The organism is Chondrinema litorale (assembly GCF_026250525.1).
Lineage (GTDB): Bacteria > Bacteroidota > Bacteroidia > Cytophagales > Flammeovirgaceae > Chondrinema > Chondrinema litorale.
Genome location: NZ_CP111043.1, coordinates 4,620,573 through 4,638,797, shown reverse-complemented (window position 1 = coordinate 4,638,797; position 18,225 = coordinate 4,620,573). Strand labels below are relative to the sequence as shown.

17 protein-coding genes and 3 tRNA genes are annotated in these 18,225 nt (G+C 33.3%); 11 read left to right on the top strand and 9 right to left on the bottom strand.

All coding sequences use genetic code 11. From position 1 onward, the window contains the following. Positions 1-4: 4 nt before the first annotated feature. Positions 5-610 carry a DUF445 domain-containing protein gene (locus OQ292_RS19205; protein ID WP_284683765.1) on the bottom strand — a complete coding sequence of 202 codons (606 nt, stop codon included), beginning with the start codon at positions 608-610 and terminating at the stop codon, positions 5-7. Between the two features lie 186 nt (positions 611-796). On the opposite strand from OQ292_RS19205, the gene fbaA reads away from it, so the two are divergent. Together fbaA and OQ292_RS19195 are read left to right on the top strand one after the other, a co-directional pair. Next, a complete protein-coding gene (gene fbaA, locus OQ292_RS19200; protein ID WP_284683764.1) occupies positions 797-1,867 on the top strand; it encodes a class II fructose-bisphosphate aldolase in 1,071 nt (356 codons plus the stop codon). A gap of 94 nt (positions 1,868-1,961) precedes the next feature. Beyond that, positions 1,962-2,573 (top strand): toxin-antitoxin system YwqK family antitoxin, encoded by a 612-nt coding sequence (locus OQ292_RS19195; protein WP_284683763.1) that lies wholly within the window; start codon positions 1,962-1,964, stop codon positions 2,571-2,573. A 24-nt stretch (positions 2,574-2,597) separates the two neighbouring features. Here the strand turns inward: OQ292_RS19195 and OQ292_RS19190 are convergent, their stop codons facing one another. Then, the gene (locus OQ292_RS19190; RefSeq protein WP_284683762.1) at positions 2,598-2,762 is read right to left on the bottom strand and encodes a hypothetical protein; all 165 of its coding nucleotides are present in this window, start codon (positions 2,760-2,762) and stop codon (positions 2,598-2,600) included. 95 nt (positions 2,763-2,857) lie between these two features. Further along, positions 2,858-3,739 carry a GTPase Era gene (gene era / locus OQ292_RS19185; protein WP_284683761.1) on the bottom strand — a complete coding sequence of 294 codons (882 nt, stop codon included), beginning with the start codon at positions 3,737-3,739 and terminating at the stop codon, positions 2,858-2,860. Positions 3,740-3,814: 75 nt separating this feature from the next. Here era and OQ292_RS19180 point away from each other — a divergent pair. From OQ292_RS19180 to OQ292_RS19160, 5 genes are all read left to right on the top strand, one after another. Next, positions 3,815-3,887, top strand: a tRNA-Met gene (locus OQ292_RS19180). Positions 3,888-4,061: 174 nt separating this feature from the next. After that, a tRNA-Met gene (locus OQ292_RS19175) sits at positions 4,062-4,134 on the top strand. A gap of 172 nt (positions 4,135-4,306) precedes the next feature. Continuing rightward, positions 4,307-4,379, top strand: a tRNA-Met gene (locus OQ292_RS19170). A 155-nt stretch (positions 4,380-4,534) separates the two neighbouring features. After that, positions 4,535-5,944, top strand: coding sequence for an MATE family efflux transporter (locus tag OQ292_RS19165; RefSeq protein WP_284683760.1), 1,410 nt, complete (start codon positions 4,535-4,537; stop codon positions 5,942-5,944). Positions 5,945-5,971: 27 nt separating this feature from the next. After that, positions 5,972-7,138 carry a DUF819 family protein gene (locus OQ292_RS19160; protein ID WP_284683759.1) on the top strand — a complete coding sequence of 389 codons (1,167 nt, stop codon included), beginning with the start codon at positions 5,972-5,974 and terminating at the stop codon, positions 7,136-7,138. A 484-nt stretch (positions 7,139-7,622) separates the two neighbouring features. Here the strand turns inward: OQ292_RS19160 and OQ292_RS19155 are convergent, their stop codons facing one another. The 5 genes from OQ292_RS19155 to OQ292_RS19135 all read right to left on the bottom strand — a co-directional run bounded on the left by OQ292_RS19155 (position 7,623) and on the right by OQ292_RS19135 (position 12,830). Then, the gene (locus tag OQ292_RS19155) at positions 7,623-8,552 is read right to left on the bottom strand and encodes a helix-turn-helix domain-containing protein (RefSeq protein WP_284683758.1); all 930 of its coding nucleotides are present in this window, start codon (positions 8,550-8,552) and stop codon (positions 7,623-7,625) included. A 206-nt stretch (positions 8,553-8,758) separates the two neighbouring features. Next, positions 8,759-9,085 (bottom strand): tetratricopeptide repeat protein, encoded by a 327-nt coding sequence (locus tag OQ292_RS19150; protein ID WP_284683757.1) that lies wholly within the window; start codon positions 9,083-9,085, stop codon positions 8,759-8,761. Positions 9,086-9,162: 77 nt separating this feature from the next. Then, entirely contained in the window at positions 9,163-9,894 is a 732-nt protein-coding gene (locus OQ292_RS19145; RefSeq protein WP_284683756.1) for a PspA/IM30 family protein, read from the bottom strand. A gap of 39 nt (positions 9,895-9,933) precedes the next feature. After that, complete coding sequence (locus OQ292_RS19140) at positions 9,934-10,326, bottom strand: YbjN domain-containing protein (RefSeq protein ID WP_284683755.1); 393 nt, start codon at positions 10,324-10,326, stop codon at positions 9,934-9,936. A gap of 95 nt (positions 10,327-10,421) precedes the next feature. Further along, positions 10,422-12,830 carry a prolyl oligopeptidase family serine peptidase gene (locus OQ292_RS19135; RefSeq protein ID WP_284683754.1) on the bottom strand — a complete coding sequence of 803 codons (2,409 nt, stop codon included), beginning with the start codon at positions 12,828-12,830 and terminating at the stop codon, positions 10,422-10,424. A 254-nt stretch (positions 12,831-13,084) separates the two neighbouring features. Between OQ292_RS19135 and OQ292_RS19130 the strand changes: the two genes are divergently transcribed. From OQ292_RS19130 to OQ292_RS19120, 3 genes are read left to right on the top strand one after another with little or no spacing between them, the layout of a single operon-like run. After that, on the top strand, positions 13,085-14,221 hold the full coding sequence (locus tag OQ292_RS19130; protein WP_284683753.1) for a Re/Si-specific NAD(P)(+) transhydrogenase subunit alpha: 1,137 nt from the start codon (positions 13,085-13,087) through the stop codon (positions 14,219-14,221). Between the two features lie 58 nt (positions 14,222-14,279). Continuing rightward, the gene (locus OQ292_RS19125; RefSeq protein WP_284683752.1) at positions 14,280-14,585 is read left to right on the top strand and encodes an NAD(P) transhydrogenase subunit alpha part 2; all 306 of its coding nucleotides are present in this window, start codon (positions 14,280-14,282) and stop codon (positions 14,583-14,585) included. Positions 14,586-14,627: 42 nt separating this feature from the next. Further along, positions 14,628-16,022, top strand: coding sequence for an NAD(P)(+) transhydrogenase (Re/Si-specific) subunit beta (locus OQ292_RS19120; RefSeq protein ID WP_284683751.1), 1,395 nt, complete (start codon positions 14,628-14,630; stop codon positions 16,020-16,022). A gap of 34 nt (positions 16,023-16,056) precedes the next feature. Here OQ292_RS19120 and OQ292_RS19115 read toward each other — a convergent pair whose 3' ends face one another. Further along, positions 16,057-17,193, bottom strand: a complete 1,137-nt coding sequence (locus OQ292_RS19115) for a hypothetical protein (protein WP_284683750.1) — start codon at positions 17,191-17,193, stop codon at positions 16,057-16,059. Positions 17,194-17,351: 158 nt separating this feature from the next. Here OQ292_RS19115 and OQ292_RS19110 point away from each other — a divergent pair, with 158 nt between their 5' ends. Next, complete coding sequence (locus OQ292_RS19110; RefSeq protein ID WP_284683749.1) at positions 17,352-18,224, top strand: glucosaminidase domain-containing protein; 873 nt, start codon at positions 17,352-17,354, stop codon at positions 18,222-18,224. Position 18,225: the final 1 nt, after the last annotated feature.

Sequence of the window (18,225 nt, the reverse complement as noted above, 5' to 3'; positions counted from 1 at the left end):
ATATTTACTGAATTGCATTTCCGGCAAACACAATTCCTACTTGAATTACGCCTATAATAAAACCAAGTATCGCCCCTGCTAATTCAATAAACTTAAGTTCTTTCTTAATTACCGACATTAATAGGTTTTCTAGCTTCTCATTAGAAAAATTGATTACTCTGTCGTGCACAAGCTTCTCAATATCAATCTCTTCTACTTTATTACTTATTTGAAGCATAACTTGTGGAACGAGATCGTCTAACATAATTGCTAGTCTTTCTTTTAGCTGCTCAATTACCTTATCGTTAAGAAACATAGCAAACATTTTGTTGCTTTCTTTAAACTTTGTTTTGAGGTAGTCGTCTACTTGCAGCATAATAGCTGTTTTCAGTTTTGTCCTATTATTATCATTATCAATTCTATCTTTTAAAATCTGAGGAGAAAGCAAGTCGTTGGCTACAATTCTACCAAGCCTTTCAGCTAGAACAGGTTTCCGTTTCGGGAAAATTCCATGAAATTTCACTAATCCAAAATCCTTTTCTTCACGTGGGTGAAAGAGCATTTTAATTGCTACATAATTTGTAAACCAACCTATTGCTGCTGATATGAAAGGTATCGCGTATAAAATCATTATCTAAACAGTTGTTTTATTGGGGTGCAATATTAACTGATTTAGTAAAAAAATCCATTGCAAATTTTATGAAGCAGTAGTTTTTAGGTAAAATGATAACAGTAATATAAACAATGTTTGGTTTTAATTGTGATGCATAGTTTTATATTTGCATTCAAAAGAGACATTATAAACGTTTTTTCAATAATGAGCAAATTAGATATAAAACCCGGTGTGGCTACTGGAGACGAAGTGCAGAAAATTTTCGCATATGCAAAAGAGAAAGGATTCGCCCTTCCAGCCGTAAATGTTACAGGTACTAATACTATTAATGGTGTTTTAGAAACAGCTAGAGATTTAAATTCTCCTGTAATGGTTCAATTTTCAAATGGTGGAGCACAGTTTTATGCTGGAAAAGGACTATCAAATGAAAACCAACAGGCATCTATAGCTGGTGCAGTATCAGGTGCTCACCATGTGCATATGATGGCTGAAAAATATGGTGTAGTAGCTATCCTTCATACTGACCACTGTGCAAAAAAATTACTTCCATGGTTAGATGGTATGTTAGATGCAGGCGAAGAATTTTATAAGGTTCACGGAAAATCTCTTTTCAGCTCACACATGATCGACCTTTCTGAAGAGTCTATCGAAGAAAACATTGAGGTATGTAAAAAATATCTTGAGCGTATGAGCAAAATGGATATGACACTTGAGATTGAATTAGGTGTTACTGGTGGTGAAGAAGATGGTGTAGACAACACAGACATAGATAGCTCTAAGCTTTACACTCAACCAGAAGAAGTTGCGTATGCTTACGAAGAATTAAAGAAAGTGAGTGATCGTTTTACAATTGCAGCGGCTTTTGGTAACGTTCATGGAGTTTACAAGCCAGGTAACGTAAAGTTAACTCCTGTAATTCTTAAAAACTCTCAAGATTATATCAAAGAAAAATACAGCGTAGGTGACAGAGAAATCGACTTTGTATTCCACGGTGGTTCTGGTTCTACAGTAGAAGAAATTAGAGAAGCTATTTCTTACGGTGTAATCAAAATGAATATTGATACTGACCAACAGTGGGCATTCTGGGAAGGAATTAAAGACTACTACCAAGACAAAGAAGGATATCTTCAAACACAAATTGGTAACCCAGAAGGAGATGATTCTCCAAACAAAAAATTCTATGACCCTAGAGTTTGGTTAAGAAAAGCAGAGCTTTCTTTCAATGCAAGATTGAAAAAAGCTTTTGAAGACCTAAATAATGTAGATACATTATAATAAATTTCCCATTTTAATTAAGGCTGTTTCCTGAATGGATTCAGCCTTTTTTTGTTTTAAAGTAGCCGGATACATTTTAATATTCTAAAACAATATGAGATACCTATTTTATTTTTTTCTGATCTTCTCAACAAATTTAATTTTCGCACAAAATTCTAAAGAGTTTTATGATAATGGTGCATTAAAAGCTGAAGGAGAATTAACAGAAAATTTAAGAGAAGGCTTTTGGATAACTTATTATCCAGATAGTACCATAAGTGCTCATGAATACTATAAAAATGGCGAATTAGAAGGTATTTGTAAATACTACGATTTTGATGGCAATTTACAACATATTGAAAGATGGGAAAATGGATTGCTTGAAGGCAGAGCTTCGGACTTCTACCCTGATGGGCAATTAAAGAAAACAGGAATTTACAATAATGGTTTGAATGAGGGTGAATGGTATTTTTACTTTGAAAACTCTTGCTTAAGGCAAATTGGCAATTATAAGAATGGTTTACCAAATGGCGATTGGTATATTTTCCACGAAAATGGGAATCTTTACCAAAAGGGTCAGTTTATAAATAACAAAGAAAATGGTCTTTGGCGATTTTACAGAGAAGATGGCTCTCTGGAATTTGAAGGGAGTTACAAGGATGCCGAAAGAATTGGCACCTGGTATCAATACAATAAAAAAGGAAAGAGAAAAACACTAAAGTTTTAATGCTTTCCTCTTATATAATTAAATTCAGTTAAAGCTCGCAAATCTGCTACGCATTGCCGCAGTTGTACTTCTCAATCTGTCTTCTTCAGAAGCAATTTCAAATATTTTTACTGCCGATTCAAACTTTTGAGAGTAAATATCTAAGCTTTTAGAAGCGATGTTTCTGAAATTGATTTTTGTCTTTTTCATGTAGATTGAAATTAGATGAAAGTAAGTATTATAGAAATTCACTTTCAACCAAGACAATTAACTCTCAGGGTATGACAAAAAAAATTTAATTTTTTTTAGCCATTATATCCGAATTTGTCTAATTTTTTTTCTTTTTTCCTCCAATTCTCCTCTACACGGGCATGAGTTTCAAGAAAAACCTGCTTCCCAAAGAATTTTTCCATGTCTTTTCTGGCTTCAATTCCTACTTTTTTAAGACTTGCTCCCCCTTTCCCGATAATGATTGCCTTCTGACTTTTGCGTTCAACATAAATTTCGGCAGAAACTCTTATTATTTTATCAGTTTCTTTAAAGCTAATTATAGAAACCTCTGAAGCATAAGGTACTTCTTGTTCATAATTTAAGAAAATCTTTTCTCTAATAATTTCTGCGGCAAAAAATCTTTCAGTTTTGTCAGATAGAGATTCTTTATCAAAATAAGGTGGGTGTGCTGGCAAATACTCAAGTATTGTATCAAATAGTGTTTCAATATTAAATTGATGCAAAGCAGATACTGGAATAATATGTTTAGCTTGAATGCGGCTTTTCCAAAGTGCAATTTTTTCTAATACTTTTTCTTGTTCTTCAAGATCAATTTTATTTATCACAAGAATAATTGGCTTATTTAAGTCTTCAAGCTTTTTTAAAAGCTTTTCATCAAAATCTTCATCTTTTATGTCAACTATGTAAAGAATAATGTCAGCATCTTCAAAAGCAGTTTCAACGAATTTCATCATTGCTGCATGAAGCTCATACTTGGGTTCGATAATTCCCGGAGTATCAGAATATATTATTTGATAGTCTTCCCCACTTAGCATTCCCATAATTCTATGTCTGGTAGTTTGTGCTTTAGAGGTAATGATCGAAAGCTTTTCACCTACCAAACCATTCATGAGTGTTGATTTACCTGCATTAGGTTTGCCAATAATGTTTACAAACCCTGCTTTGTGCTCTTTCATAAAATTTTATTTATAATTTTTTTGTAAAAATACTTGATTTAATTGGATTTATTCCTACATTTGCAATCACAAAAATGCGGGGTGGAGCAGTTGGTAGCTCGTCGGGCTCATAACCCGAAGGTCACAGGTTCGAGTCCTGTCTCCGCTACTAGACAAGTCTTTCAAATATTTGAAAGACTTTTTTTTATGCTTCTTCCTTTCTTAAGTAAGTAAATTTTCTTCTTTATACTCCGATCATTTTTAGCTTTTCAATAAAGAAATAAAATAATTCAAAAAAAATATTGATTTATTGAAATTATTCCTACATTTGCAGTCACAAAAATGCGGGGTGGAGCAGTTGGTAGCTCGTCGGGCTCATAACCCGAAGGTCGCAGGTTCGAGTCCTGCCTCCGCTACAAGTTAGTCTTTCAATTAGTTGGAAGACTTTTTTTTTGTCTTACAGTTTCAAAGGAATTCATCTTTCTGCATTTTATACATTTCACTAACTGATTTACTAGAAAATTATAAATTAATTTCAATAAAATATTGATTTATTGAAATTATTCCCTACGTTTGCAATCACAAAAATGCGGGGTGGAGCAGTTGGTAGCTCGTCGGGCTCATAACCCGAAGGTCGCAGGTTCGAGTCCTGCCTCCGCTACTAATTAACTCAGTGAGTTAGATTTTTTTTCTACTAAAGCTCTTGACCGATGCTTATATTTATGTCCACATCTAATTTTAATACCATTTGCTAAGGAGTAACATTCCTACTCTCCTTTCTTAATTTTATTCGGTCATTTCTTAAATTTTACTGTCATGAGGTTTTTTACCCTCAATTATTTAAAGAAACTCTTTAATGAGTTTTTAATAGCCATTCAAGGTAAAGAAAAAAACTTTACAGATGGCAACATCAAGAGAGCTATTTTTATGCTCTCAGTGCCAATGATTCTCGAAATGTTAATGGAATCGTTGTTTGCTGTAGTTGATGTATTCTTTGTGTCTAAAGTAAGTGTAGATGCAGTTGCAGTTGTTGGCCTTACAGAATCTATACTTACATTAATTTATGCTATAGGAATGGGTTTGAGCTTAGGTGCTACAGCCATGATTTCTAGAAGAATTGGTGAAAAAGATACAAAAGCAGCTTCTCATGCAGCTGGGCAAATAGTATCGCTTACAATGTTTATTTGTCTTACAATCGGCTTATTCGGATTGATCTACGCCAAAGAAATATTGCTTCTAATGGGTGCTGAAGAAGCGCTGGCTGAAAGTGGATTAATTTATATTCAGTGGATGTTGGGTGGTAATATTACTATTCTTTTCTTATTTCTGATTAACGCTATTTTTAGAGGTGCTGGTGATGCCTCTTTAGCTATGCGTGTGCTTTGGGTTTCAAATGGTATTAACCTAATACTAGACCCTTGTTTAATTTTAGGTTTAGGCCCATTTCCACAACTTGGTTTAGAAGGTGCAGCAATTGCAACAAATGTGGGTAGAGGTATTGGTGTTTTAATTCAGGTTTATGCGCTTACAAGTAATAGATCTGTTATTAAAATAAAACTAAAAGATTTTATTCTTGAGAAAAAATTAATTCTCAGACTTATAAAACTATCTACAGGTGGTACTATTCAGTTTATGATAGGCTCAGCCAGTTGGGTATTTATGGTAAGAATTATTTCAACTTTTGGTAGTGATGCAGTAGCGGGTTATACTATTGCTTTTAGAATTATCATGTTTACTATTCTTCCTTCTTGGGGAGTGGCAAATGCTGCTGCTACGCTGGTTGGCCAAAACCTTGGTGCAAAAAAGCCAGAAATGGCAGAAAAAGCTGTTTGGTTGGCATCATTTTACAACATGATTTTTCTTGGTTTAATCTCAGCCTTATTTTTTATAAGAGCAAATGATTTTGTAGGCATTTTTACATCAGAACCTCAAGTAGTTTCTCAAGCAACCTTAAGTTTAAAAATTATATGTTGTGGATACATCTTCTTTGCATATGGAATGGTAATAAGCCAATCTTTTAATGGGGCTGGAGATACTTTTACACCTACATTAATCAATTTTATCTGCTATTGGTTGGTACAAATACCCTTAGCTTGGTTTTCCTCTGTTTATTTTGGTTTTGGGGTTGCTGGTGTATATTTTGCAATTGCTTTTTCCCTCTCATTATTGGCTATAATTAGTATTATATTATTTAGACAAGGTAGGTGGAAGAAAGTAATGGTCTAAACTTTACAACAATCAGCTAATTACTGAATGGAAAACTTCATACAAAACCCTGTCTATGTATTTGCTATACTTAATTTGAGCATATTTTTAATGGAAGTAATTTCGAAAAGGGCTGTCTTCAAATATTTTGGGACAGCCCTTTTGGTTATTATAGCCGGAGCCATCCTCTCAAACTCGGGTTTAATACCTTCGGCATCTAATAGTATTCCTTTATATAGTGGAATATTTACTTACCTTGCTCCTCTTTCTATTTTTTATATACTCTTAGAAGTCAATTTAAAAAGCCTTAAAAAAGCTGGTTTACCTATGCTAACTATGTTTTTTCTAGGGGCTTTTGGAACTGCTTGCGGTGCTTTATTAGGAATATATTTAATAGATGGAAAAGAGGCTTTTGGAGATTCTTATCAAGCTGTAGCAGGAATGTTTACAGGCACTTATATTGGAGGCAGTGTCAATTTTAATGCTTTAGCAATTCATTATAACATGATGGAACAAGGTAACATCTATGCAGGAGCTGTTGCAGTTGATAATATTATTACCACCGTATGGATGGTGGTATGTATAGCCCTTCCGAAGTTTTTTAATAAATTCTTTAATAGAAAGCCTCAAATACAAGCGATGCCTTTGGGTAATTCGGTAGAAACCTCTAATAGTGCAGACACAGTAAGTGTAAATACTACTAGTATAAGCATTTTACTCTTTCTTGGAGCTGTAACACTATTCCTCTCAGATTTAATAAGCCTTGCTTTTAGTGAGCTTGGAGTAGAAATGCCCACTATTATAATAGTTACAACAATAGCATTAATACTTGCACAGATAAAAGCCATTCATCAAATTAAAGGCAGTAGATTTTTAGGCTTATACAGTGTCTATCTTTTTTTAATAGTGATAGGTGCTTATTGCGAATTGTCTGCACTAGCCTCTATTGGAGTTATAGCAATTAATTTAATGGTGTTTGCTTGTATCCTTGTAATTGTGCATGCAATAGTACTTTTTGGAATTGGCGCTATTATAAAAATTGATTGGGAATTAATTTCTATTGCTTCTCAGGCAAATATAGGCGGCTCTTCTACTGCTTTAGCATTAGCTAAAAGTTTAAATAGAAATGACCTCTTACTACCAGGCATTTTAGTTGGTGCGCTAGGCAATGGAGTTGGTACCTACATCGCTTTTATAATTGCCAGCATTATATGAAGCAAGCAATTAAAAGCTTGTAAACTTCTAAAGATTGAAGACTATATCACCTGAAAAGATTAAATGTAAATTAGTTATTTGTTTAGTTTATGATCAGAGGAGGTTGGAAGTTGTTTGTCTGTACTAATGCTTTTTGCAGGTATTTTCTTTGTAATGTTAGTAGTTGATTTTGCTTTTGAAATCCAGTTAATCAAAAATAAAAAGCAAAGAAACAATGTAAAAAACAGATACCGTTTCATGGCTAATATTTTAAGGTTTATATTTTAGAAAGTATAACGATTTGTAGTTTTATAGCATAGGCAAAATCTATATTTCTCAATACATTAAAACGTATAGATGTAAACTTAATTTTAAACAAAATTAACATTTATTATCAAGTAAGTATAACATATCTAAGAAAATATTTGAATCCTGCTAAGAATTAAAAAAGGCAATGCTCAATTATTTGAACATTGCCAGTATATAAAAATAAGCTAATTCTAATCTATACGTCCATTAATGACTCTCTTCGTCTCATTTTTCCAGCAGGAATTCCAAACATCATTTTAAATCTTCTACAGAAATAAGCAGTGTCTTTATAGCCTACATCGCTGCCAATAGTTCTAATACTTCTCTTAGAAGTTCTCAATAATGAAACTGCTTTTTCCATTCTTTGATATTCAATATAATCTTGCGGATTGATTCCTGTAAGCATTTTAAAATATTGCCCCACATAATCTTCTGATACGTTTGCAACATTTGCTAAAACTTTATTTGATAAATCTCCTGCAAGATTTTCTTTTATGTAATTGAATATATCTATAAGCCTTGGATCTTTAAAGTAATTACTGTTGGTAGCTAATTTTTCTACAAAGAGATTGTTGTTTAAGATGTATCTGAAAACCTCAATTACCAACTCATCTGTATATAAATTGATAATTCTCGTCTTACCGGGATACTCGTGCTGCGCCTCGTTATTGATCTTAGACATAAGCGTACTTAACGCTGAAGCCCCTTTAATTACAAATGGAGGAATATCCAGAGAATTAAAGAAATTGACAGAATCGAATGCTTTTACATCAAAAGATACTGTTAATAATGTAGCTACAGGTTCATCACTTTTGTTTATTTGATGAAGCGATCTTGCTCTTAAAAACTGCTCTCTCTTGTTAAAAAACTCCTCGTTATTAAGAGATACACCATCAGAAAGGCCTAACTTTAAATCGGTTCCTTTACTACCCGGTAGAAATAAAATATCTCCTACTGAAAGTTCTTCTTGCTCTGGCCCGTAAAAACCTTTGCCATTTCTGAGTAATATCAGAGAGTTCTGAAATTCATAGAAATTTGAAATTTTAACAGATTGTATGACATCAACATACCTTGTGCCATTAAAGCGAGTATTTAATGATTCTATAATTTTATTGTAATCTTCCATGATTTCAGAAAGCTTTTTTCAGAAAGATAAAACTCTTAAAAGTTAAAAAAATTAACATTAATCGTACTATACGTCCTTAAATCTATGTAATTACTTCAAAAAATACAAAATCGTTTTAGAAATTAATAATTGTTTTTTTAAGATTTGATAATTCTTAAATGAAAAAATTACAAATAGTATTATTTTAAGACCGCATTTATTGATAATTATTCATCATATTCGAATAAAAAATTTTGATAAGCATTTTGAATTTCTTGCAATGCTTTTACTTCACCAATGTCTTTGCAAACTTCGATTCCTTTTAAATAAACCTCTCTCGCTTTTTCAATTTCTTCCTCTTCGGCTAATAATGCCGCAGCATGATAATAGGTAGCAAAATATGATGGATGTTCGCTCAACAATTTATCGTAATATTTTAAAGCTTCTTTCGGATTATCTTCTCCATATTCAGTAGCAATTGCATAAAGCAAAAAGGGATCGTTAGGATCATCTTTCAAAAAATTAAGTAATTGCTCTAACCTTTGTTGATTCATGGCAATACAAGTCTTTAAAATAATATCCCTGACCTTTTACAAAGCCAGGGATATCTTATATTGAAAATAATTTATATCTATTCCGCAGCAGAATCTTTACCTGATGCAAGCTTTGCTTTTAAAGCGGCTAATGCATCTGATCCGCCAGCAGAAGTTGAAGAACCAGAACCAAGTAATGCCTTGTCTATTTCATCATCTACACTTGTAGACATATCGGCCATCTCACCATAAGATTCTGCCAATGCTTCTTGTTGATCAACTTTTTCTTTCATTCTCTCAAGCATACCTACTGTGCTAGAAGAATCTATATTAGCAAGTTGCTTATTAAGTTTTTGAGAGGCAGCACTCACTTTAGCTCTAGCTTTAAGCGTTTTAAGTTCATTCTCCCACTGTCCGATTTGACTCTTAAGTCGCTGTACATTCTGCTCCATCTTAGCCACATTTGCTTCTTGAGTAGCTAAAGATTTTTGGTTTACAGAAGCTTGTTGTAAAGCTTGATCTTTTCTACTTAATGCTTCAGTAGCAAGTCTATCTGCTTCAGTAATATCAATTTGGCCAGTCTCAGCTTTTTTTAATAAAAGCACAGCCTTGCCTTCGTAATCTTTTGCAGTAGTTTTTGAGCTTTCTAGTTCTTTTCTAGTTCTGATAGCTACAGCCTTAACTTCTGCAAGTGCTCTTAAACTTTTATCTAAATCTGTTTTTAAATCTCTTATTCCCTGCTCCGTCATTTTTACAGGATCTTCGAGTTTATCTATTGCGGCATGTGTTTCCGCAGATGCTATTCCAAAAATTCTTTTAAATATTGACATGGTTTTTATTTATTATTATTTAATCGACTATAGTAATTATTAAGCCTTAGCAAAAGTTAGCAATTCTTCGTAATACTCAGAAATCAATAAGCTTAATGAGTTTAAAGAACCTTCAAGTTCATTAAGATCGAGGTTTTCTAATTGGAGAGTATCCCTAAAAATTACTCTTGTTCCAGTTTCGTCTAATGTAAAAGCACCGTGTACAATCTCTCTGTTTTTTTGCAGTAAACTTTTAAATGTTTCTGTGTTGTCGGTTTTTACATCAAACAAGAACTGTTCAATAATTAAGATAGGATCTTCACAATCAATCACCATGTTTAAGATACCTTCCTCTTCTTTGTTAACTACTACCAGTTGTTCTTCCGGGTCCTCGCTTACAATCTCACATTCAAGCTCTGTAAGAAAGTTTTTTACTTTTTCGAAATGATCCATAGAATTAAAAAATGTTAGACGAAATGATTCTCTATTTAATTTTAAATTGATTGAATAGGTTACAATTTATAAAGTTTGTCGTATGAATACCGAATTTATTGCAATGTTTCTTCAAAAAGTTTAAAAATTCTTTTGTATTCATCTTTCCAGCTAGATGCTTCTCTAAATCCATGTCCTTCCATAGGGAAAACAGCTAATTCCCAATTCTCTTTTTCTAGCTCTATTAATCGCTGAGAAAGTCTAACAATATCTTGAAAGTGTACATTTAAATCTATCATACCGTGAAGCATCAATAAATTATCTTTAAGGTTTTCGGCAAAATATATTGGTGAACTTTGTTTATATGCAATACTGTCTTGTACTGGTGTATTTAAGATGTTAGCAGTATAAGGGTGATTGTAATGCGCCCAATCTGTTACAGATCTCAGTGCTGCACCTGCTTTAAATACTCCTGGATTCTTGAAAAGTGCCATTAAAGTGATAAAACCACCATAAGAACCACCGTAAATACCTATTTTATCCTTATCAACCCCATGTTGTTCCACTAAGAATTTTGCTCCATCCACTTGATCAGACAAGTCTTTACCGCCCATATGTCTGTAAATGCCTGTACGCCAGTCTCTTCCATATCCAGCGCTACCTCTGTAATCTATGTCTAAAACAACATAACCATTATCCACTAAAAAGTTATGAAACATGTATTCTCTGAAATAACTACTCCACCATTTGTGCACGTTTTGTAAATAACCTGCTCCATGTACAAATATTATGGCTTTTTGATCAGAATTCGCATTTTTTGGTTTATAAAGTCTTGCATAAACCTCTGCACCATCATCAGCTTTAAAGGTAACAATTTCTGGAACTCGCCAAGAATATGCATTAAAGGCTTCACTTGTAGAGTTGGTTAACTGTTTCATTTGAGCACCTTTCTCAAATGGCATGTAATACATTTCCCAAGGTTTATTGCTAGATGAAAACTTAACTGCCAATTGTTTTCCGTCTGGCGATATTTTTACTTGGTGGCTGCCAGGAATGTCTGTAATTTTCTCCGTTTTCTTTCCATTGGCAGACATTTTATAAAAATGATTTTCACCCGGATGTACTTCGTTGGTAGTAAGATAAAACTCTTTACCATCTGCAGAAAGCTCACTATCTAACACTTCATATTTGCCATTTGTAAGTTGTTTTTTATCACCCGTCGCAGTATTTACAGTATATAAATGAGAATACCCTGTTTTTTCTGACTGATACCAAACTGTTTTGTTATCTGGAAACCAGCCCATATTTCCAGTTGAATAATTCCATCCAGAAATACCCGGTCCACCAATCCATGCTTCATCTCTCTGTCTGTCTAGTAATTTTAATTTTCCAGTTTCAGCATCAAGTAGCATTATCCATCTATCTTTATTATCGGCAGCTCTAACAACTACAATAGCTTTACCATCAGCAGAAAAAACTGGCCCGTGGAAACTTACCTTTCTAGGAGCATCATAAGTTTCTTTATACTCTTCACCTTCTTTCGCGTAGTCTTTCAAAAATCCTGGCTTATCGAAAATGCCGTCAATTTCTTTTGTGTCAATAGTGAAAACAGTATCCTTTTTTAAGTGATACACATAGAACGTCTCAGACGATTCTTCACCACCTACTTTCTCACGTGCTCTTAAACTCTTGGAGTAACCAGACTCATTCACAAATTCCATCGCTTCTGTATTTTGTGCGTTGCCTTTTCTTTCAGATATAGAATATGTGATATAAGCCATATCTGGACTCATGCTAATATTTCTAAAGCTATTACCATCATTATAGATAGTTTTTGGACGCTCAGGTTGAAACGATTTTCTATATTCGTCTCTAGCTGTACTGTTTTCTTCTCTGTCTCTTACTACCTCAAATAATTGTAACTGATCTTGTTTTAACCACTCGTCTTGCTCACTTCCTTTTCTTTCATCTTTAGGCTCTTTGCCATTTTTAAAATCAGACCATTGCTTGGTAATTCCAGTTTTTATTCCCCAAGTGTATATATTCCCACCTGATTGATAAATGATATACTGATTGTCTGAAGAAAAAGAAGGATTGGTTTCGTAATCAATCGTTTGAGTGATTTGAATTAGCGTTTTTTTAGTAAGATCACTAAAGTAGATATCGCCGCCTTTTGCAAAAGCTTTCAATGTTTTATCTTGATTGTACTCTGCTCTATCCATATCTTGAGTTTCAAGATCAGTTTTAGAAGCTTTGGTAACCTCACCTGAGCTAATGTTAGCTTTATACCAAGAAGAATAAGCATTGCCTTCTTTATTCCATTCAAAAAATATGGTTTTGCTGTCTTCAGACCAAAAGAAATTCTCTGGCCAATAGCCAGTAAAATCTTGGCCATCCATTATTTTATCTATACTTAATTCGGATGATTTCTGTGCTTGTGCAATAGATGTATATACACTTAAAAAAATCAGATTAATTAACATTAAACTTACCCTATAAATTAGGTAATGTAATGGTCTACGCATAAATTGTGATTATTATAATTGATGAATGATTATTTAAAAATGTTTAAATTTTGTTAGCCAAATAACTGTAATTATTGAAAAAAAGCAAAAATTAGTATCTTTATACAAATTATATTTATGTTAAAAAAATGATATTTATCATTGAAATAATGATGTAATATCTGCATATTTTTGAAAATAACATTAATTATTACATTATTTGTGGAAATTTTCAAAAAAGGAAATCATTACTAAACCAATAAATTTCATTTACGATGAAGATAGGTGTACTGCGGGAAGAACACGATTCCAGGGTAGCCCTTATACCCGATATTGTTTCCAAATTTGTTAAAGATGGTGTAGACATTTTAGTCGAGAAAAAAGCTGGAGCAAAAGCTTTTTTTGATGACATGTCTTATGCCGAAGCCGGAGGGAAAATACTGGCAAAATCTGATTTAATTAAAGAATCGGATGTATTAATTAGTATAACCCCTCCTAGCGATCTCACTGAATTTAAGGGAAAAGTTTTAGTCTCATCTTTTCAACCATTTAATTCGGTTTACCCCATTGAAAAACTGGCTGAATTTAACATTCAGGCTTTCAGTATGGATATGATTCCTAGAACCACACTAGCCCAAGCAATGGACGTGCTTTCGTCTATGGCTTCGGTAGCTGGTTACAGAGCTGTATTAAAAGCAGCAGAGTTGTTGCCTAGGTATTTTCCTATGCTTACAACTGCTGCAGGTAGCATCCCTCCTTCTAAAGTTCTAATACTTGGTGCCGGTGTAGCTGGTTTGCAAGCCATTGCCACTGCTAAAAGACTTGGAGCAGTTGTAGAAGCTTTTGATACTCGCTTAGCTGCTAAAGAAGAAGTGATGAGTCTTGGTGCCAAGTTCGTAGAAGTTGAGGGTGCAAAAGATGACAAAGCTGCTGGTGGATATGCTGTTGAACAAACAGAAGAGTACAAGATTAAGCAGAAAGAGCTCATTAAAGAACACATCATTAAATCTGATGTAGTAATTACAACGGCTCAATTAAGAGGAAAACCTGCTCCAAAATTGATCACAAAAGAAATGGTGGAGTTGATGCGTCCGGGAAGTGTAGTAATAGATTTAGCTTCTTCTACAGGTGGTAACTGTGAGCTTACAGTAGACCAGCAAACTATAAAACATGGAGATATTACCATCTTTGGTAATTCTGAGTTATCCGCTGAAATGCCTATGCATGCTAGCCAATTGTATAGTAAAAACATATACAATTATGTAAGCATTCTTATCAAAGAAAAAGAATTTGCACCTGATTTCAATAATGAGATTGTTAGTGGGTCTTGCATAGTTTTTAACGGTAAAGTTTTATACGGAAATCCGGAAGAGGCTAAACTTTTAACTACAGAGTCTTCCACAGAGTCTTGAAAATTTGTATTCGAGAAGAATTTTTAGAATATAATTAACCACCATAACAACTTACAATATGATTATCGAATTTCTAAGAGAGAACCTCTTAATGCTTTATGTGCTAACTTTTGCTGTGTTTTTAGGTATGGAAATTATCTCCAAAGTGCCTACAGTACTTCATACTCCTTTAATGTCTGGAGCAAATGCCATTAGTGGTGTAGTAATTATTGGTGCCATTATCTTAATAAGACAAGCCCAACCTGACGATTACCTTGTATTAACCCTTGGTTTTCTTGGAATTGCATTGGCTATGGTGAATGTAATGGGAGGTTTTGCTGTGACAGACAGAATGCTTGACATGTTTAAGAAAAAGAAAAAATAAACTACTATACAACACATTTACAAACTTATCAACTGAAACAAAATGGATAATTGGCAAACAATTACTGATTTTCTATACCTAGTAAGTATAGTATTATTCATTATAGGTCTTAAAAAATTAAGTCATCCTGAAACTGCCAAACAAGGTAATCTTATTGCAGCTTCAGGTATGGGACTCGCAATCGTTATCTCTTTACTCACTCCAATGGAAGGCGCTTCTAACAATTATGCTTGGATAGCCGGAGGTATTGTAGTTGGTTCCGTTGTCGGATATATCGCTGCTAAGAAAATTTTAATGACAAAAATGCCAGAAATGGTGTCTCTTTTTAATGGTCTGGGTGGTGCTTGTTCAATGCTTATTGCTTTTGTAGAATTATATAACCTAGAACCCGGTACAAGTTTAGCTACGGGACAAGGCGCAACTACTCTATTTGCTTTGTTTATAGGTTCAATATCTTTTACTGGTAGTATTGTAGCTTGGGGAAAACTCGATGGCTTTTTACGCGATTCATTAGTATTACCAGCTTCTCAAATTATCAATATAGGTTTACTATTAGGTATTATTGCGCTTAATATATATGCGTCTTTATTGCCTGAAGTTAGCCTAAGCTTAATAATTATTCTATTAATAGTTTCACTGGTTTATGGAGTTACCTTTGTTACACCTATTGGCGGTGGAGATATGCCAGTAGTTATTTCATTATTAAACTCATTTACAGGGTTAGGCGCTGCTGGAGCAGGTTTAATTTACGGAAACATGGTAATGGTCACTGGAGGTATTCTAGTTGGAGCTTCTGGTACTATACTTACCGTTTTGATGTGTAAAGCAATGAACAGATCACTTATTAATGTAGTGATTGGTGGATTTGGCTCTAAAGGTGCTGCTTCTGGTAGTTCTAGAGAAGAGATTGTAAAAGAAGCTGCAGCAAACGATCTTGCTATTCAATTAAAATATGCATCTAAAGTGATGATTGTTCCGGGTTATGGAATGGCTGTTGCTCAAGCGCAACATAGTGTGCATGAGCTTGAAAAGTATTTAGAAGGTGAAGGTGTCGAAGTAAAGTATGCCATTCACCCAGTGGCTGGAAGAATGCCAGGCCATATGAACGTATTGTTGGCAGAAGCTGACGTGGATTACCCAAAACTTATGGAATTAGAAGATGCCAATAAAGATATGGAAAGTACAGATATGGTACTGGTTATTGGTGCAAATGATGTAGTAAATCCTGCAGCAAAAGAAGACCCTGCCTCTCCTATCTATGGCATGCCGATTCTTGATGTAGAAAAGGCAAAATCTGTAACTGTATTAAAAAGAGGTATGAGTGCTGGATATGCTGGAATACAAAATCAACTATTCTTTGGTGACAGAACAAAAATGCTATTTGGTGATGCTAAATCTTCTATCAATAAATTAATTGAAGAAGTTGGTAGTGTTTAACCATATTATTTAAAGCATATAAAAGCCGGGGTATTTAAATAGCTCCCGGCTTTTCTGCATTATTCCAATGCAACGATCTCAATAGTAATGCACTAAATACAACATTCGAGTATGTGGGATTTACTTCTTTATATTCTGGCACACGTAAAACTTTTAATTGATGGCGAGTAGTCTCTATTTGTTCTTTTACAGATATTACTCCAACTGATTTATTGAAAGTACTTAATGCTAAATCATACAATTCTTCTTTATCAGGTATTGCTACAAAAGCATAATTACAAAAGTTGTCCAATACATTATCAGTTTGGTATTTTACAATACTCTCTTTTGTTAGATAAATTCTTACTGCCGATATTTCTGGAATTTGAATGGTACTCTTTTCAGAAAAAGAAACAGCCAGACAGTCTGCTCTTTCAGATTTATTTTGGTTTGGCAATCTTAAGTTGATGTTATTAAAAAACTCAAACCGATATACTGGTATCTTTCTATAGGCTTGTTCAATCCAATACTGTGATCTTAAAGCATTTTTGATATTGGTAATACTAATTTCTTCAGGTGATAAGTGGTATTTGTTTATTTTTTTTAGGTCAAGATTGAATTGTTTTAAATTATTAGATTGAATGGCAAAGTTGATTTTTTTTTCATCTTCTGTATATGGAATATGAAAATCTTCGGTAGTACTCAGTTTTAATTCATCATTATTACTTTTTCTACCTCTTTCTGTTTTTCCTTTTTTTAAAGGTCTGTAAGTTTCCCATAATCTGCTAAGCTCTCTTCGTACCTTTTTACCTTCAAGCATTCTGGCTTTAATGTTCTCCATAATTTTTTCGGGTACAATGGTTCTTACTTTTTTGTAAATCTCTAATTGCTCAGGTGTAGCTAATATATTTTGCTCTTCAAGCAATTCTATTTCATCAATATCACATAATTCCATATACAGTTGCGCTGCACTTTTAATTCTCCATAGTGTAGAAGCATGCACTCTATTATTGAATGCTAGTTTTCTAATATAGCTAGAATATGATGCCTCTCGTACTTCATACAACTTATCTCTTTCTATGATTAAAAGTAAGCGAGCTGTTCTAACCCAATTTCGCCTATCATGTCGGAACAGTTCTATTAGCTCTAGCTCTATATTGTCAAGTAATTCTTTCTTTTCAAAAAATTCCATATTAACATTTTAGTTGCAACTTGCGACTAATTTAATGAATAAAAACCATAAATGCTAATTTTATAAACATTTATTTGATCAAAATATTGACAATCTAGTTTAGACTGCTACCTTTGTAAGAAATTATTCAATTGTTACTTTTTTTAACATTTTTTACTATGGATACCAACCAATTAATCGTAAGACCATATAATGTTTCTACAAATAATAGCAACTCTCCTATTAATGATGCTTATACAATAGAAATTAAGGAAGTGAAATCTAATGAATTTTTAGTTTTCCTATTGGTGTTATTGGCAATGGTATTATTTAAAATAAATCCAGAAACAGATTTAAATACATATACTCAAAGTCGTTCAAACGAAATATTAAGTTTAGACTTTAATAAAGCTTCTATAGTTAGTCCAGTTCTGGATAATTATACAACTACATTCGATCATCAAAATAAAATTTCTAACTTCTTAGAATACAAGCAACTACTCACGTCTAAATACTTAATTGAAAATGGCGTGTCTAGCACATGTTTTTTAAAAGAAAATCAATTAAATGAGCTACATAAAAGCATAGCTAAGAAGTATAGTAATCTCTTAATAAATAAAAAATCATCAGAAATTACTCAGGCTCAAATATCTTTTTTAAAAGAGGAACAATTAGGTAATGCTTCTTTTATAAAGATAGCTTTAGATATGCAGGATAAATATCATATACCAGCATCTGTATTATTAGCACAAGCAATGATTCAAACAGATTGGGGAAACAGAATGTATGCTAATAACATCTATAATTACATTGAAAATGATGAGATAAAGGAATATAAGAATTACACATTAGCATTTGAAGATTATGCTAAATCACTTTCGACAAATAGTAAATATGCTTCTTTATTTACAGGGGGAAAAGACTTTAAAAGCTGGACTGAGAAATTAGGGCAAATTCAATGCGACGATAGCCTATTTTCCTTAGAAAAGGATTGCTACAACCAGATGGAAGAACTAATAAAAACATTGCACCTAGACCTGCTTGACTATTAAG

Bases quoted from the DNA above. Each gene is read 5' to 3' on its own strand.
- OQ292_RS19205 (WP_284683765.1), bottom strand. From the start codon at position 610: ATGATTTTATACGCGATACCTTTCATATCAGCAGCAATAGGTTGGTTT.
- fbaA (WP_284683764.1), top strand. From the start codon at position 797: ATGAGCAAATTAGATATAAAACCCGGTGTGGCTACTGGAGACGAAGTG.
- OQ292_RS19195 (WP_284683763.1), top strand. From the start codon at position 1,962: ATGAGATACCTATTTTATTTTTTTCTGATCTTCTCAACAAATTTAATT.
- OQ292_RS19190 (WP_284683762.1), bottom strand. From the start codon at position 2,762: ATGAAAAAGACAAAAATCAATTTCAGAAACATCGCTTCTAAAAGCTTA.
- era (WP_284683761.1), bottom strand. From the start codon at position 3,739: ATGAAAGAGCACAAAGCAGGGTTTGTAAACATTATTGGCAAACCTAAT.
- OQ292_RS19165 (WP_284683760.1), top strand. From the start codon at position 4,535: ATGAGGTTTTTTACCCTCAATTATTTAAAGAAACTCTTTAATGAGTTT.
- OQ292_RS19160 (WP_284683759.1), top strand. From the start codon at position 5,972: ATGGAAAACTTCATACAAAACCCTGTCTATGTATTTGCTATACTTAAT.
- OQ292_RS19155 (WP_284683758.1), bottom strand. From the start codon at position 8,552: ATGGAAGATTACAATAAAATTATAGAATCATTAAATACTCGCTTTAAT.
- OQ292_RS19150 (WP_284683757.1), bottom strand. From the start codon at position 9,085: ATGAATCAACAAAGGTTAGAGCAATTACTTAATTTTTTGAAAGATGAT.
- OQ292_RS19145 (WP_284683756.1), bottom strand. From the start codon at position 9,894: ATGTCAATATTTAAAAGAATTTTTGGAATAGCATCTGCGGAAACACAT.
- OQ292_RS19140 (WP_284683755.1), bottom strand. From the start codon at position 10,326: ATGGATCATTTCGAAAAAGTAAAAAACTTTCTTACAGAGCTTGAATGT.
- OQ292_RS19135 (WP_284683754.1), bottom strand. From the start codon at position 12,830: ATGCGTAGACCATTACATTACCTAATTTATAGGGTAAGTTTAATGTTA.
- OQ292_RS19130 (WP_284683753.1), top strand. From the start codon at position 13,085: ATGAAGATAGGTGTACTGCGGGAAGAACACGATTCCAGGGTAGCCCTT.
- OQ292_RS19125 (WP_284683752.1), top strand. From the start codon at position 14,280: ATGATTATCGAATTTCTAAGAGAGAACCTCTTAATGCTTTATGTGCTA.
- OQ292_RS19120 (WP_284683751.1), top strand. From the start codon at position 14,628: ATGGATAATTGGCAAACAATTACTGATTTTCTATACCTAGTAAGTATA.
- OQ292_RS19115 (WP_284683750.1), bottom strand. From the start codon at position 17,193: ATGGAATTTTTTGAAAAGAAAGAATTACTTGACAATATAGAGCTAGAG.
- OQ292_RS19110 (WP_284683749.1), top strand. From the start codon at position 17,352: ATGGATACCAACCAATTAATCGTAAGACCATATAATGTTTCTACAAAT.